Genomic DNA, 15354 nt, shown 5'->3' on the forward strand with positions numbered 1-15354 from the left:
TTCGGCTCCGGGCGGCGTAGGGTATCGATACACACACGTAAGCTGGGCATAACGGGGTAATCCGGGCAGCGGTGCGCCGTTCCGTGCCGTTCTTCCATGATGGGAGTTGCGGCGACACGTCAACGTTTGGGCGGGATCGCTGGCCGGGTACTTGCGCGATCCGCCCGGCCCGTGTGGACTACGCCCCAAGCCTCGCGTACGCGCGCGGGGTCCCCAGATCCGAAGAGTGAACGAAAGATGACAGGAGGCAATCCGTGAGCGCGACCGCGGACCACGCGGAGGAGCGGACCAACCCTGCCGCGAGGCTGGGTTTTCAGCCCGAACAGGTGGTCCAGGAGATCGGCTACGACGACGATGTCGACCAGGAGCTCCGCGAGGCCATCGAGGAGATCACCGGCCAGGAGCTCGTCGACGAGGAGTACGACGATGTGGCCGACGCCGTTGTGCTGTGGTTCCGGGAGGACGACGGCGATCTGACGGACGCGCTGGTGGACGCCATCCAGATGATCGACGACGGCGCACCGGTCTGGCTGCTGACGCCCAAGACCGGCCGTGACGGCTACGTCGAGCCGAGCGACATCAACGAGGCCGCGACCACCGCGGGCCTGTCCCAGACGAAGAGCTTCAACGCGGGCAAGGACTGGACCGGCAGCCGCCTGGTCACTCCGAAGGCCGCCCGTTCGGGCAAGCGCTGAGGCCGAAGGACCTACACAACCGAGCCCCCCGCCGTTCCCTTTCGGTGGGGGGCTCGGCGCGTAGGGTGGGCGTGATCAGTCGATTCTTTGATGTGAAGGGATGGCTCCCATGGCCATAGAGGTCGGTACGAAGGCCCCGGACTTCGAGCTGAAGAATCAGCACGGCGAGTCGGTCCGGCTCTCCGACTTCCGCGGCGAGAAGAACGTCGTGCTGCTCTTCTACCCGTTCGCCTTCACCGGCGTGTGCACCGGCGAGCTGTGCGCGCTCCGCGATGAGCTGCCGACGTTCGTCAACGACGATGTGCAGCTGCTCGCCGTCTCCAACGACTCGCCCTTCAGCCTGCGGGTCTTCGCCGAGAAGGAGGGCCTGGAGTACCCGCTGCTGTCGGACTTCTGGCCGCACGGCGAGGCCAGCCGCGCCTACGGCGTCTTCGACGAGGAGAAGGGCTGCGCGGTGCGCGGCACGTTCGTGATCGACAAGGAGGGCGTGGTCCGCTGGACGGTCGTCAACGGCCTGCCCGACGCCCGGGACCTGAACGACTACGCCAAGGCCCTCGAAAGCCTGTAACGGGCACGTGAAGCCGATACCGGGCGGTCGGAAGCCTGTATCGGGCGGGAACCGCTCACTAGGATCGACGCGTTGATCCTGGTGGGAAACCTCATGGAGATATAGGGGCACGCAGTGCTCCTGACGAACCTTATTGGGAGGACTCGTGGGAGTCAGCCTCAGCAAGGGCGGCAACGTCTCGCTGACCAAGGAAGCCCCTAACCTGACCGCGGTCGTCGTCGGTCTGGGCTGGGACGCCCGTACCACCACGGGCACTGACTTCGACCTCGACGCCAGTGCCCTGCTCACCAACACCGAGGGCAAGGTCGCCAACGACCAGAACTTCGTGTTCTTCAACAACCTCAAGAGCCCCGACGGCTCCGTCGAGCACACCGGTGACAACATCACCGGTGAGGGCGAGGGCGATGACGAGCAGATCAAGGTGAACCTGGCCGGTGTTCCGGCCGATGTCGCCAAGATCGTCTTCCCGGTGTCGATCTACGACGCCGAGACCCGCCAGCAGAGCTTCGGCCAGGTGCGCAACGCGTTCATCCGCGTGGTGAACCAGGCCGACGGCAACGAGCTGGCCCGCTACGACCTCTCCGAGGACGCCTCCACCGAGACCGCCATGGTCTTCGGCGAGCTGTACCGGAACGGGGCGGAGTGGAAGTTCCGTGCCATCGGCCAGGGCTATGCCTCGGGCCTGCGTGGCATCGCGCAGGACTTCGGCGTCAACGTCTGAACCGGCCCGGCAGCCCGGCCGGGCCGGGGGGAACCACCCCCTGAGCCGGCCGGGCACGCCGAGGCCGCCGCGTCCGGCGCCGCACCCCTGTGGACGACAGACGGGAGTGCGGCGCCGGATGTGCGTCGCACCACGCACTACCCCGGGGAGGGACCAGGATCATGGGCGTCACGCTCGCCAAGGGAGGCAATGTCTCCCTTTCCAAGGCCGCGCCGAATCTCACCCAGGTGCTCGTCGGCCTGGGCTGGGACGCGCGCTCCACCACCGGAGCACCGTTCGACCTCGACGCCAGCGCGCTGCTGTGCGAGTCCGGGCGGGTGCTCGGCGACGAGTACTTCGTCTTCTACAACAACCTCAAGAGCCCCGAGGGCTCCGTGGAGCACACCGGCGACAACCTCACCGGTGAGGGCGACGGCGACGACGAGTCGCTGCTGATCGACCTGACCAAGGTCCCGGAGCGGGTCGACAAGATCGTCTTCCCGGTCTCGATCCATGACGCCGACGCCAGGCGCCAGACGTTCGGGCAGGTCAGCAACGCGTTCATCCGCGTGGTGAACCAGGCGGACGGCAATGAGCTGGCCCGCTACGACCTCTCCGAGGACGCCTCCGGCGAGACCGCGATGATCTTCGGCGAGGTCTACCGGTACAACGGCGAGTGGAAGTTCCGTGCGGTAGGGCAGGGGTACGCGTCAGGCCTTCGGGGTATCGCTCTAGACTTCGGAGTCAACGTTTCGTAAAGCCGCGTAACAAGGCGCGGGGGAGACCGTACGCAGAAGGATTGGGTTGCCAGTGCTCCTCAAAACCTTTGGTTGGTCGTTCGCCGTCACGGTGATCGGTCTGGCCTTGGCCGGCGTCCTCTGGGGGTGGAAGGGGCTCGCGATCGTCGGGATCCTCTCGATCCTGGAGATCTCGCTCTCATTCGACAACGCGGTCATCAACGCGGGCATCCTGCGGAAGATGAATGCCTTCTGGCAGAAGATCTTCCTGACCGTCGGCATTCTCATCGCCGTCTTCGGCATGCGTCTGGTCTTCCCGGTGGTCATCGTCGCCATCACGGCGAAGCTGGGTCCGATCGAGGCCGTGAACCTCGCGATCAACGACAAGGACAAGTACGAACACCTGGTGACGGGCGCCCATCCGGCGATCGCCGCCTTCGGTGGGATGTTCCTGCTGATGATCTTCCTCGACTTCATCTTCGAGGAGCGCGACATCCGCTGGCTGGGCTGGCTGGAGAAGCCGCTGTCCAAGCTCGGCAAGCTGGACACCTTCTCGGTCGTCATCGCCCTGGCCGTGCTGCTGATCACCGCCACCACCCTCGCCACCGACGTGGCGCACGGCGGCGGTGACAAGAGCGCGACCGTGCTGCTGTCCGGGGTCGCCGGTCTGATGACGTACTTGATCGTCAACGGGGTCTCCGGATTCTTCGAGGACAAGCTCGAAGAGGACGACGACGATGAGGACGGCGCGGACGGCGAGGACGGGGCAGACGAGAAGAAGCCCGCCGAGACCGCCCAGCTGAACGGCGGCGCCCCGCGCGGCAGCAGCGGCGCCACGGTGGTCGGCCTGGCCGGCAAGGCCGCGTTCTTCATGTTCCTCTACCTGGAGGTCATCGACGCCTCGTTCTCCTTCGACGGCGTGATCGGCGCCTTCGCGATCACCAACGACATCTTCGAGATGGCGCTGGGTCTGGGCATCGGCGCGATGTACATCCGTTCGCTGACGGTCTACCTGGTCCGCCAGGGCACCCTGGACGACTACGTCTACCTGGAGCACGGCGCGCACTACGCCATCGGCGCGCTCGCCGGCATCCTGCTGGTCACCATCAAGTACGAGATCAACGAGGTCATCACCGGCGTGGTGGGCGTCGTCCTCATCGGCGCCTCGTACTGGTCCTCGGTCATCCGCAACCGCCGGGAAGCACAGGGCGGCGGGGCCGGATCCGAGGAAAAGACGGAAGTCACGTCCGGAGTCTGACCGCCGGAGTGTGACACACCGGCGTTTGAGGAACGCTCTGAGCGGGGCGGCCGAGGTCTTCGGACCTCCCGGCCGCCCCGCCGTAGTTGAGCGGCTTTGAGGCAGTGGGAGCCACGAAGGGTGGGGTGCGCACGATGGCGTTCTGGAGCAACTGGGGGCGGTCCGCGTGGCGCGAGTTCGACAGCGGCGACGCGAGTGGCGCGGTCGAGCTGACCAAGCGCCACCAGACCATCTCGCTGACCAAACAGGGCGCCGCCAGCGGCAACCTGCGGATCAACCTGTCCTGGCAGATGCGCACCTCGGACTTCAACAGCAAGGGGCCCAGCCTGCTGCGCCACCCGCTGCAGATGTTCAAGCCGCAGGTGGTGCAGGCGCAGGGGCCCGCCATGGTCAACGTCGACCTGGACCTGGCCGTCATGTACGAGCTGAAGAGCGGCGCGAAGGGCGTGGTCCAGCCGCTCGGCGACTTCTTCGGCAACCTCAACGAGGCGCCGTACGTCAAGCTCAGCGGGGATGACCGGTTCGGCTCCGGCATGGGCGAGACGATCTACATCAATCTGGACCACAAGGACGACATCAAGCGTCTGCTCGTCTTCGTCTACATCTACGACGGCACCCCCGCCTTCGACCGTACGCACGGCATGGTCACGCTGTACCCCAGCAACGGGCCGCGGGTGGAGATCGCGCTCGACGAGCGGGCCCCGCAGGCCCGCTCCTGCGCCGTGGTGATGCTGGAGAACGTCAAGGGCGAGATCATCGTCCGCCGCGAGGTGAAGTACGTGTACGGCTTCCAGGCGGAGCTGGACCGGCTGTACGGGTGGGGCCTCCAGTGGGGCCGCGGCTACAAGTCGAAGGTGTAGGAGCGGCCCCGGCCGTGGTCGCTAGCGCTTCTGGAACTGCGGCCCCTGCGGCGGCAGGGTGAAGTTGGGGTCCGGGAACGGCATCGGGAGCGGCGGCGGGGGCGGCGGATCGGTCCGCTGCACCTGCTGCGGATAGCCGTACGCGGGCGGCTGCGGATAGCCGTACGACGGCTGCTGCGGGTATCCGTACGCGGGCTGCGCCGGGGGCTGGGCGGGCGGCGGATAGGCCGGTGCCGGGACGTGCGGTGGCACCTGAGGCGGTACGGGCGGCTGCGGCGGCAGGTAGTAGTCGCCGTCGCCCGTCGCGCCGGTCGGGGTGGCGCCCTGTCCGGCGGCGAGCGGCTGGGTCGCCTGCGGGTCCCAGGGGTCGGGCTGCGGCAGGGGCCGGGGCGGCGGCAGAGCGGTCGTCTCGGCCTGGCTCGGGGACGGGCCCTGCGGGCTGCCCGGCTCGGCCGTGGCGAGGGCCTCCGGCTCCTCCGCGCCGCCCTGGCCGGTGCTCTGCCCGGCGCTCCGGTCCGGGTCCGCGTCGGCCCCCTCGCCGTCGTCCACCGAGATGCCGTACTCCGTGGCCAGCCCGACCAGCCCGGACTCATAGCCCTGCCCCAGCGCGCGGAACTTCCAGCTGTCCCCCCGGCGGTACAGCTCGCCGCAGATCAGCGCGGCCTCCTTACCGGTCTCCGGCAGCACCGCGAAGATCGCCAGCGGCTCCTCGGCGGCCGACGGCGACGCGTCGTACAGCAGCAGGCTCAGATCCCGTACCTGCCCGAAGGTGCCGCCGTCCGCCGACGCCGCCAGCACCACCCGGTGCACCCCCGGCTCCAGCCCGGTCAGATCGGCCTCGATGGTGTCCGTCAGCCCCTCGGGCGCCTGCTTCTTGGGCAGGTGCCGGACCAGGCCCGAGGGGTGCCGCGGCTGGTTGTAGAAGACGAAGTCCTCGTCCGAGCGCACGCGGTCGTCCCCGCCCAGCAGCAGCGCCGAGGCGTCGATGTCCGGCACGTCCGTGCCGGGGGTCCAGCGCAGCACCGCGCGTATGGCCGTGGCCTCGAGCGGGATGTTCGATCCCTTCAGCATCGCGTGCGTCATGGCCGTAATCCTGCCCTCCCGCCGGGTGCGGGGACAACGCAGGGGTACGGGGACGTGCTGGTGGGGTGTGGCAGGACGGGCATGCCGGATACCGGGGCGACGCATAGGAGTTACGTGATTTTCACGGCCTTGGGGAACTTTTGACCTGGGCTCGGACGTACGATAATCGGCCACCCGAGGGTCGTGTGGCCCGGGTGGGGAACCGGCAGTGCGGGGAGAAACATGCGGCATTTTGGACATCTGCCGGACGAGACGCGGACGCGCCTCTTCCATCAGCAGCCCGTCGAATTCACGGTCGACTCACCGGCCCGGACCCTCGCCGTCGCGCTCGGCGCCACCCTCTACAGCCCCGCCACCCGGTCCGCCCTCGCCGACGACATCGTCAAACAGGCAGGTCGAGGGGTTGTCTCCATGGTGCTGTGCCTGGAGGACTCGATCCACGACGCCGAGGTGCCGGGCGCCGAGGAGAACCTCGTGCGCCAGTTCACCGATCTCGCCGGGCGCGGTCTGGACACCGAACTGCCGCTGCTCTTCATCCGCGTCCGCACCCCCGAGCAGATCGTCGATCTCGTCCGGCGGCTCGGACCGGCCGTGCGGCTGCTGTCCGGATTCGTACTGCCCAAGTTCACCGAGGAGCGCGGAGTTCCGTTCCTGGAGGCGCTGATATCGGCCGAAAATCGTGAGGTGGCCGAGGTGTTGGGGGGCCGGCGACTGTATGCGATGCCGGTTCTGGAGTCGCCGGAGCTGATGCACCGCGAAACCCGCACCGAAACCCTCGCCGGGATCGGCCGGATCGTCGACAAATACCGGGAGCGGGTGCTGGCGCTGCGGCTCGGGGTGACCGACCTGTGCTCCGCGTACGGGCTGCGCCGGGCGCCCGACATGACCGCCTACGACGTCCAGCTCGTCGCGTCCGTCATCGGCGACGTGGTGAACATGCTGGGCCGGGCCGACGGCACCGGATTCACCGTCACCGGCCCGGTGTGGGAGTACTTCAAGCAGCACGAGCGCATGTTCAAACCCCAGTTGCGGCTCAGCCCCTTCTCCGGGCGCGCCGAATCGCTGCGCGCCGCGCTCATCGAGCACGACATGGACGGGCTGCTCCGCGAGATCGAACTGGACCGGGCCAACGGGCTGCAGGGCAAGACCTGCATCCACCCCACCCATGTCGCCCCCGTGCACGCCCTGTCCGTCGTCAGCCACGAGGAGTTCAGCGACGCGGTGGACATCCTCGAACCCGAGCGCTGCGGGGGCGGTGTGCTGCGCTCCGCGTACACCAACAAGATGAACGAGGTGAAACCCCACCGGGCCTGGGCCGAGCGGACCTTGCGGCGCGCCGAGGTCTTCGGCGTCGCCCGGGAGGACGTGAGCTTCGTGGAGCTGCTGGCCGCGGGCCTGCGGACCGTACGAACGGCGTGACCCCTATGAGTGGAAACGAGGCAGACAGCGTGGTGTGGTCGGGACAGTGGGTCGCGGACCGGCTCGGCGTACGGCTCGACGGCGACGGGCGGCTGCCCGCACTGCTCGGGCTCGCCCTGCGGCGCAACCCCAAGCGGGCGCATCTGCTCGTGTCGAACGTGCTCGGCAAGCACGTCCCCCAGCGGCCCGCCGCCGTCCACGGCGCGGGCGTAGCGCTCGGCGAGCAGGTGCGCGCCCTGCTGGGTGACGAGGCGGCGTCCCGCGCCGTCGTCCTCGGCTACGCCGAGACGGCCACCGGCCTCGGCCACAGCGTCGCGGACGGGCTCGCCCTGGCGCCGTATCTGCACTCGACCCGCCGCCCGGTCGCGGGCGTGCCCACGGTGGGCGGCTTCGAGGAGGAGCACAGCCACGCCACGTCGCATCTGCTGCTCCCGGAAGACCCCCGGCTGCTGGCCGCCGACGGCCCGCTGGTCCTGGTGGACGACGAGTTCTCGACCGGCCGTACCGTCCTCAACACCATCGCCGCCCTCCACCGCCGCTTCCCCCGCGACCGCTACGTGGTGGTCGCCCTGGTCGACATGCGCCCCGCCGAGGACCGCGCCCGCCTGGACGCCTTCGCGTCCGACCTGGGCGCCCGCGTGGACCTCGTCTCCGCGGCGACGGGCACGGTCCACCTCCCGCCCGACGTCCTCCCGCGCGGCCGCGCCCTGGTGGCCGCCCACGCCCCGGCCCCGCCGGAAGCGGGGGCGGCCCCGGCGGCGGCCGGGGGCCGGGGCGCGGACGGCCCGCAGACCCTCCGGGTCGGGCTGGGCTGGCCCGCGGGCCTGCCGGACGGCGGGCGGCACGGCTTCACCCCCGCCCACCGCGCCCGCCTGGAGGCCGCGCTCCCGGCCATGGCGGCGCGCCTCGCGGAGGCGCTGACCGACGCGCCGGGCGCCCCGGCCGGGCCGGGCTCCCCCGTGCCGTCCGCCGACGCTTCGGCGCCCGCACCGGGCGGGGCGCCGGACACCGCCGAGGACCCCGGGGCGCCGGACCGGGCGCACGGCGCCGCGCCTCGCCGCGTGCTCGTCCTCGGGTTCGAGGAGCTGATGTACGCCCCGCTGCGGCTCGCCGGGGCGCTGGACGACGTGCTCGACGACGCCGAGGTGCGGTTCTCGACCACCACGCGGTCGCCCGTGCTGGCCGTGGACGACCCCGGTTACGCGATCCGTACCGCGCTCACCTTCCCCGCCCATGACGCCCCCGCCGACGGTCCCGGGCCGCGCTACGCGTACAACGTGGCGCCCGGCGCCGACCCCGCGCGCCGCTTCGACGCGGTCGTCGCCGTCGTCGACTCGGCCGCCGACACCCCCGCGCTGCACGCCCCCGACGGGCTGCTCGCGCGGCTGGCCGCGCACACCGACCGGCTGCTGCTGGCCGTCGTCCCCTCCCACGTACCGCCCCCCACAGCCCCCACTCCCGTCCCCGCCCCCGAACGGCAGGCCTCCATGCCCCAACCGCCGCCCGAGCCCCTGCGCGGTCCCGCGTTCTCGTCGTACGCCCCCGACGACGTCGGCTGGCTGCTCCAGGACTTCTCCCACGTCACCCTCGAAGCCCCCACCGAGGAGCGGGAGGAGGCGATCCAGAGCGGCGGTGCGCACTACGCCGAGTCGCTGCCCGTCGAGTACCAGCCCAGCGAGGCGTACCAGGAGCTGTTCCGGGCCGCGCTCGCGGCCTCCGCGGGCCGGATCGCCCGCGCGGTCGGCACCGTCACCGAGACCGTGCTCGCCGAGCGCTCGCCGCGCCCCGTCCTCGTCTCGCTCGCCCGGGCCGGTACCCCCATCGGCGTGCTGATGCGCCGCTGGGCGCGCCACGCCCACGGTCTGGACCTGCCGCACTACGCGGTCTCCATCGTGCGCGGCCGCGGCATCGACACCGCCGCGCTGCGCTGGCTGGCCGACCACCACGACCCGGCCGATGTGGTGTTCGTCGACGGCTGGACGGGCAAGGGCGCGATCACCCGCGAGCTGTCGGACGCCCTCGCCCCGTACCCGGACTTCGACCCGCGGATCGCGGTCCTCGCCGACCCGGGCCGCTGCGTGGAGACCTACGGCACCCGCGACGATTTCCTCGTCCCCTCCGCATGCCTCAACTCCACCGTCTCCGGGCTGATATCGCGCACCGTGCTGCGTGCCGACCTCGTCGGGCCGGACGACTTCCACGGCGCGAAGTTCTACCGCGAGCTGGCCGGCGTGGACCTCTCCGGTGACTTCATCGACGCCATCACGGCCCGCTTCGAGGAGGTCGCCGACGGCGTGGCGGCCGACGCGAAGGAGCTGGCCGCCGCCGACCGCACCCCGACCTGGGAGGGGTGGCGGGCCGTCGAGCGGATCAGCGAGGAGTACGGCATCCACGACGTCAACCTCGTCAAGCCGGGCGTCGGCGAGACGACGCGCGTGCTGCTGCGCCGCGTCCCGTGGAAGATCCTCGCCAAGCGGGGCGCGGGCGCGGACCTGGACCACGTACGGCTGCTCGCCGAGCAGCGCGGGGTGCCGGTCGAGGAGACCGACGGCCTGCCGTACACCTGCGTCGGGCTGATCCACCCGCGCTACACACGAGGCGCCACGGGCGCGGACGGCAAGGCGGTGGCGGCGAGATGAACATGTCGGCATATGCGGTGGAGGCGGCCCGATGACCGTTCTGGTGGCAAGTGATCTCGACCGTACGCTGATCTACTCGGCGGCGGCGCTCGGCCTCACCGTGCCCGACGCCGAGGCGCCCCGGCTGCTGTGCGTCGAGGTGTACGAGGGCAAGCCGCTGTCGTACCTGACGGAGACCGCGGCCGGGCTGCTCGCCGAGCTGGCCCGTACGTCCGTCTTCGTACCGACGACCACCCGCACCCGCGAGCAGTACCGGCGCGTACGGCTGCCCGGCCCGGCCCCCCGCTTCGCCATCTGCGCGAACGGCGGCCATCTGCTGGTCGACGGCGAGTCCGACCCCGAGTGGCACGCCGGTGTGCGCGGCGCCCTCGCCGACGGCTGCGCCCCCCTGGAGGAGGTCCGCGCCCACCTCACCGCCACCGCCGACCCGTCCTGGCTGCTCAAGGAGCGGGTCGCGGAGGACCTGTTCGCGTATCTCGTCGTCGAGCGGAAGCTGCTGCCCGACGAGTACGTCAAGGAGCTGGCGGTGTGGGCGGAGCCGCGCGGCTGGACCGTCTCGCTCCAGGGCCGCAAGCTCTACGCCGTGCCCAAGCCGCTCACCAAGAGCGCGGCCGTCGCCGAGATCAAGCGCCGCACCGGCGCGGACGAGGTGCTCACCGCGGGCGACTCGCTCCTCGACGCCGACCTGCTGGAGGCCGCCGACCACGCCTGGCGCCCCGGCCACGGCGAACTGGCCATCGAGGGCTGGACGGCACCGCACGTCACGGCGGTCGAGGAGCAGGGCGTCGCGGCGGGCGAGGCGATCGCCCGCGCCCTGTCCGAACACGCCTCCCTCCACTGGGCGAAGGCCCGCCGCGAGGTCATCCGCGCCGTTTCCCGCGGCCGGGGCTGATCAGCCTGACGAACCGGGTGGCGGCGAAGCCGAGCGCCGCGAGCGCGGCGGCGCCCAGCACGGCCTTGGAGTACGCCGAGGCGTAGTCCGTCACCCGGTGCCAGTTGTCGCCGAGCGCGTAACCGGCCAGCACGAAGACCGTGTTCCAGATCAGACTGCCGAGGGTGGTGAGGGCGAGGAAGACCGGGACCGGCATCCGCTCGATGCCGGCCGGTACCGAGATCATGCTGCGGAAGATCGGGATCATGCGGCCGAAGAAGACCGCCTTGGTGCCGTGCCGCTGGAACCACCGCTCGGTCCGGTCGACATCGGCCGCCTTGACCAGCGGCAGCCGCGCGGCGATCGCCCGGGTCCGGTCCCGGCCGAGCAGCGCGCCCACCCCGTACAGGGCGAGCGCGCCGACGACCGAACCGGCCGTGGTCCACAGCAGCGCGGCGTACAGGTTCATCCGCCCCTGACCCGCCGCGAACCCGGCTAGCGGCAGGATCACCTCGCTGGGCAGCGGCGGGAACAGGTTCTCCAGTGCGATGGCGGCGCCCGCGCCCGGCGCCCCGAGGGCGTCCATGAGGCCGGTGGCCCAGTCGGTGATGCGATCGGTCATGCCACGGAACGCTAAGAAAACGGCGCCCCGCCGGACCATGAGGCGGCCCACCCGGTCGTACGGGCCCGCACCGCACCCATACCCTGCGGAAATCCTCAGTGTGCGGGCGGGTGGCGGCGGCTAGCGTTGCGGTCCATGGGGAAGGCGCGGTCGACGTGGTTACGGCGGGGTCTGCGGCTGGTGGGCGGGCTGCTGATCGGCGCGGGCACCGCCGTGGCCGAGCTGCTGTTCACCGTGGCCGCGGGGCTGATCCTGCTGTGCGTCACCCCCCGGCCCCGCGCCCGCACCCGCGCCCTGCGCCCGCTGACGGCGACCGCCCGGTGGCTCACCGAGGCGGAACGCCGCAAGCTGGCCCGCTTCCTCGACACCGAGATCACCCCCGACTACGGCGGTGAACAGGCGCTGCGCTACCTCGCCACGCGCTGGGCACTGGGCCTGCTCGGCGGCGTGGTCCCGGCGCTGGCCGCGATCGGCGCCGGATTCGGCTCGCTGCTGCTGTGGGGCGTGCCGGTGCTCGGCGGCGACCACTGGTTCGACCTGGTCACGACCGGGATCGGCGGCGTGGTCCTGTTCATCCTCGCCGCCCAGGGCGTCGTGGCGGTCGCGTCCTGGGAGGGGCTGCTCGCGCGGCAGCTGCTCGGCCCCAGCCCTCAGGACGCCCTGCACCACCGGATCGAGGAGCTGGCCGCCAGCCGCGCCGGGGTCGTGGACGCCGTGGACGAGGAGCGGCGGCGCATCGAACGCGACCTGCACGACGGGGTGCAGCAGCGGCTCGTCGCGCTCGGCATGCTGCTGGGCCGGGCCCGCCGCAGCCAGGACGCGCAGCGGGCGCACGCCCTGCTCGTCCAGGCCCACGAGGAGAGCCGCCAGGCCCTCAGCGACCTGCGCGAGGTGGCGTGGCGCGTCTACCCGGCCGCGCTGGACGAGGCCGGGCTGCGGGTCGCGCTGGAGGGAGTGGCCGAACGGTCCGCGATCCCGGTCCGGCTGGCGTACGGCCTGGTGGCGGAGCCGGGCACGACGGTCCGTACGGTCGCGTACTTCGTCGTCTCCGAGGCCGTGACGAACGCGGTCAAGCACTCGGGCGCGTCCCGTATCGACGTCGCGCTGACGCATGATCCTGCCGGCGCCCTCCGCGTACGGATCACCGACGACGGCACCGGAGGCGCCGACCCGGCGGGCGGCGGTCTGCTCGGCCTGGCGCGCCGGGCCGCCGCGCTCGACGGGCGGCTCCGGGTGGCCAGCCCGCCCGGCGGCCCCACCACCATCACCGCGGAGCTGCCATGCCTGCCCCCTTGCGCGTAATCCTCGCCGACGACTCGACCCTGCTGCGCGAGGGCCTGGTGCGGCTGCTCGCCGACGAGGGCCACGAGGTGGTGACCGCGGTCGGCGACGGCACCGCGCTGATCGCGGCCGTGGACCGGATCCCGGACGTGGACGCCGTCGTCGTGGACGTCCGCATGCCGCCCACCCACACCGACGAGGGGCTGCGGGCCGCCCTGGAGATACGGCGGCGGCATCCGGCGATCGGCGTGCTGGTCCTGTCGCAGTACGTCGAGAAGCGGTACGCGACCGAGCTGCTGAGCGGCCCGGGAGAGGGCGTCGGCTATCTCCTCAAGGACCGGGTCGTCCAGGTCGACGAGTTCCTCGACGCCCTCGAGCGGGTCGCCGCGGGGCGCGCCGCGTTCGACCCCGAGGTCGTCCGCCGGCTGCTGTCCCGCAGCACCCACACCGACCCGCTCGCCCGGCTCACCCCGCGCGAGCGCGACGTCCTCGACGCGATGGCCCAGGGCCACGCCAACGCCACGATCGCCGAACGGCTGCACGTTTCGCGCAGCGCCGTCGAGAAGCACATCAACGCGATCTTCGACAAGCTCGAACTGCCCGGCAGCTCGGGATACTCGCGCCGCGTCCTGGCGGTGCTCCGCTACCTGGGAAGCTAGAGGGAGGGAGCGGCCCGGCCTCGGATGGAGAGAGACTGAACCATGGCTGAGACCAAGAGCACCCCGATCACCAGCGAGCTGTACGGCTACATGCTGGCCCACAATCCGCCGCTCGACCCCGTGCAGCGCGAACTGGTCGACGTGACGCACGCCCAGCTGCCGCAGTACGCCGGGATGCAGTCCGCCGAGGAGCAGGGCCCGCTGCTGGCGTTCCTGGTCCGGCTGACCGGCGCCCGCCACATCGTCGAGGTCGGAACCTTCACCGGCTTCTCCGCGCTGTCCATGGCGCGGGCCCTGCCCGCCGACGGCACGCTGGTGGCCCTCGACGTATCGGACGAGTGGACCGCGTACGGGCGCCGGGCGTGGGCCGCGGCGGGCGTCGCCGACCGTATCGACCTGCGGATCGCGCCCGCCCTGGACAGCCTGCGCGCGATGCCCGCCGAGCCGCACATCGACCTCGCCTACCTGGACGCGGACAAGGGCAACTACATCCCGTACTGGGAGGAGCTGGTGCCGCGGCTGAACCCGGGCGGGCTGATCGTCGCGGACAACGTCTTCTACGGCGGGGCCGTCGTCGACCCGGGGGCCACCGGGGGCGGCGCCGCGATCAGGTCCTTCAACGACCATGTGGCGGCCGATGACCGCATGGAGTCGGTCATGCTCACGATCGCCGACGGCCTGACCCTGGCCCGCCGCCGCTGACCGGTTGCTTGCCGCGGTCTGCCTACCGCTCGGCGCGGTGGCGGCGGGGCCAGTGCCGGTGGGGGCGGCGTGGCCCGGACGGGGCCGCGTCCTCCGGCGCCCGGTCCAGCTTCCCCCACTTCCCGGGCGGCTTTTCCTCCCCGCCGGCTGCCCGGTCAATGGCCTTCTCGCCGCCCACATGATCGACCACGCTCCGCTGGCCCGGCCGCTCCGGCCGGTCCGGCGGCGGCGTAGGGCTCGGCGGGCCCCCGGGCCGTGCGGGCTCGCCGGGGGCCACGGACTGCCCCGCGCCCGCCTCCGCGGCCCGCCGCCGGGCGGCCATCACCTCGCGTGCCCGTGCCTCGCGCTCGGCCTGCTGGGGGTGGCGGGAGATCCAGTACGGGTTGTCGTGAGACAGCTTGCTGCTGACCCGCCCGTACATCCCGAACCACATCAGCATCAGGCCCACCACAAAGCTGAACAGCACGTTCTGCAGCCGGAAGGCCAGGAAGTTGAAGCTGGTCTCCAGCACCGCGAGATTGACGAATCCGCTCAGCAGGAAGAGCAGCCCGAGCACCATGTTGAGCGTCGAGGCGAAGTTGCCGCCGATGACCATGCCGATGAACAGCAGCGCCCCGATGGCGATGGACAGCACGCTCAGCGCGCCGTTGGTGTTCAGCCCGGCGGCGGTCGCGCCGCCGGTGTCGAAGAACCCGATGTGGTCGGTCAGACCGAGGATGCCGAAGGCGAGCAGGACCAGCCCCATCAGCCCCGCACCGAGGCGGTAGACCCTGCTCAGGCTGTGGTCGACCGGCAGATGCTCATCCAGCTTGGTGCGCCCGCCGATCCGCTCCGGGAAATGCCGCGCGGAACCCGCGGGGTGCGGACCGATGGGGGAGGGACGGCCGGTAGCCATGTCGGCCTCCTAACCGGCGAGGCCGTACCCGGTGGGTACGTGGGGGTACGTGCCGTTTTACGCACCCCCATGACGTACCTCCCAGGATTATCCGCAGCACCCGCCCCCGCAACACCCGCCCCCACCACCGGCGGGCGCCGCCGGCGCCGAGGAGGAGGCCGAACCGCCCATCACGGCGACGGTCGACAGCAGCTTCACCGTGTCGTCATGCCCGTCCGGGCACGAGGCGGGCGCCGAGGACTCGGCCATGGGCCGGTTGAGCTCGAAGGTGGTCCCACAGGCGCGGCAGCGGTATTCGTAGCGAGGCATGTCAGGAGCATAACCATCCCCAACGCCCCGCGGCCCCCGATTCCCGGCCCGTACGC

At 71.4% G+C, this 15354-nt stretch carries 15 protein-coding genes and 1 pseudogene; 12 read left to right on the plus strand and 4 right to left on the minus strand.

Annotated features, from left to right (window positions below; genetic code table 11):
* Positions 1-254: 254 nt before the first annotated feature.
* From ABZ562_RS05840 to ABZ562_RS05865, 6 genes are all read left to right on the plus strand, one after another.
* Positions 255-695, plus strand: coding sequence for a DUF3052 domain-containing protein (locus ABZ562_RS05840; protein WP_009718270.1), 441 nt, complete (start codon positions 255-257; stop codon positions 693-695).
* Between the two features lie 109 nt (positions 696-804).
* Positions 805-1263 (plus strand): peroxiredoxin, encoded by a 459-nt coding sequence (locus ABZ562_RS05845; RefSeq protein WP_055550594.1) that lies wholly within the window; start codon positions 805-807, stop codon positions 1261-1263.
* A gap of 145 nt (positions 1264-1408) precedes the next feature.
* The gene (locus ABZ562_RS05850) at positions 1409-1984 is read left to right on the plus strand and encodes a TerD family protein (RefSeq protein ID WP_055550596.1); all 576 of its coding nucleotides are present in this window, start codon (positions 1409-1411) and stop codon (positions 1982-1984) included.
* 161 nt (positions 1985-2145) lie between these two features.
* Complete coding sequence (locus ABZ562_RS05855; RefSeq protein ID WP_055550598.1) at positions 2146-2721, plus strand: TerD family protein; 576 nt, start codon at positions 2146-2148, stop codon at positions 2719-2721.
* Positions 2722-2773: 52 nt separating this feature from the next.
* Positions 2774-3958: a DUF475 domain-containing protein gene (locus ABZ562_RS05860; protein ID WP_361474614.1), complete on the plus strand. Its 1185-nt coding sequence runs from the start codon at positions 2774-2776 to the stop codon at positions 3956-3958.
* A gap of 134 nt (positions 3959-4092) precedes the next feature.
* The gene (locus ABZ562_RS05865; RefSeq protein ID WP_361474617.1) at positions 4093-4818 is read left to right on the plus strand and encodes a TerD family protein; all 726 of its coding nucleotides are present in this window, start codon (positions 4093-4095) and stop codon (positions 4816-4818) included.
* A 21-nt stretch (positions 4819-4839) separates the two neighbouring features.
* Here the strand turns inward: ABZ562_RS05865 and ABZ562_RS05870 are convergent, their stop codons facing one another.
* The gene (locus ABZ562_RS05870) at positions 4840-5901 is read right to left on the minus strand and encodes a TerD family protein (protein ID WP_361474620.1); all 1062 of its coding nucleotides are present in this window, start codon (positions 5899-5901) and stop codon (positions 4840-4842) included.
* 222 nt (positions 5902-6123) lie between these two features.
* On the opposite strand from ABZ562_RS05870, the gene ABZ562_RS05875 reads away from it, so the two are divergent.
* From ABZ562_RS05875 to ABZ562_RS05885, 3 genes are read left to right on the plus strand one after another with little or no spacing between them, the layout of a single operon-like run.
* Positions 6124-7320 carry an HpcH/HpaI aldolase/citrate lyase family protein gene (locus tag ABZ562_RS05875; RefSeq protein WP_361474623.1) on the plus strand — a complete coding sequence of 399 codons (1197 nt, stop codon included), beginning with the start codon at positions 6124-6126 and terminating at the stop codon, positions 7318-7320.
* Between the two features lie 5 nt (positions 7321-7325).
* Positions 7326-9959, plus strand: coding sequence for a phosphoribosyltransferase domain-containing protein (locus ABZ562_RS05880; RefSeq protein WP_361474626.1), 2634 nt, complete (start codon positions 7326-7328; stop codon positions 9957-9959).
* A 31-nt stretch (positions 9960-9990) separates the two neighbouring features.
* On the plus strand, positions 9991-10851 hold the full coding sequence (locus ABZ562_RS05885) for an HAD family hydrolase (protein ID WP_361474629.1): 861 nt from the start codon (positions 9991-9993) through the stop codon (positions 10849-10851).
* Here ABZ562_RS05885 and ABZ562_RS05890 read toward each other — a convergent pair.
* Positions 10820-11452, minus strand: coding sequence for a DedA family protein (locus ABZ562_RS05890; RefSeq protein ID WP_361474632.1), 633 nt, complete (start codon positions 11450-11452; stop codon positions 10820-10822). The genes ABZ562_RS05885 and ABZ562_RS05890 overlap by 32 nt on opposite strands.
* 135 nt (positions 11453-11587) lie before the next feature.
* On the opposite strand from ABZ562_RS05890, the gene ABZ562_RS05895 reads away from it, so the two are divergent.
* From ABZ562_RS05895 to ABZ562_RS05905, 3 genes are read left to right on the plus strand one after another with little or no spacing between them, the layout of a single operon-like run.
* Positions 11588-12754 carry a histidine kinase gene (locus tag ABZ562_RS05895; RefSeq protein ID WP_361474634.1) on the plus strand — a complete coding sequence of 389 codons (1167 nt, stop codon included), beginning with the start codon at positions 11588-11590 and terminating at the stop codon, positions 12752-12754.
* Positions 12733-13392: a response regulator transcription factor gene (locus tag ABZ562_RS05900; protein WP_361474637.1), complete on the plus strand. Its 660-nt coding sequence runs from the start codon at positions 12733-12735 to the stop codon at positions 13390-13392. The genes ABZ562_RS05895 and ABZ562_RS05900 overlap by 22 nt, the downstream gene beginning before the upstream one ends.
* A gap of 42 nt (positions 13393-13434) precedes the next feature.
* Positions 13435-14094, plus strand: a complete 660-nt coding sequence (locus ABZ562_RS05905; RefSeq protein WP_361474640.1) for an O-methyltransferase — start codon at positions 13435-13437, stop codon at positions 14092-14094.
* Positions 14095-14425: 331 nt separating this feature from the next.
* Here ABZ562_RS05905 and ABZ562_RS05910 read toward each other — a convergent pair.
* Positions 14426-14989 (minus strand): annotated as a pseudogene (locus tag ABZ562_RS05910) (DUF4383 domain-containing protein); the annotation flags it as partial.
* 87 nt (positions 14990-15076) lie between these two features.
* Complete coding sequence (locus ABZ562_RS05915) at positions 15077-15298, minus strand: zinc ribbon domain-containing protein (RefSeq protein ID WP_079038385.1); 222 nt, start codon at positions 15296-15298, stop codon at positions 15077-15079.
* Positions 15299-15354: the final 56 nt, after the last annotated feature.

This window comes from Streptomyces sp. NPDC019937 (genome assembly GCF_040631655.1).
GTDB lineage: Bacteria > Actinomycetota > Actinomycetes > Streptomycetales > Streptomycetaceae > Streptomyces.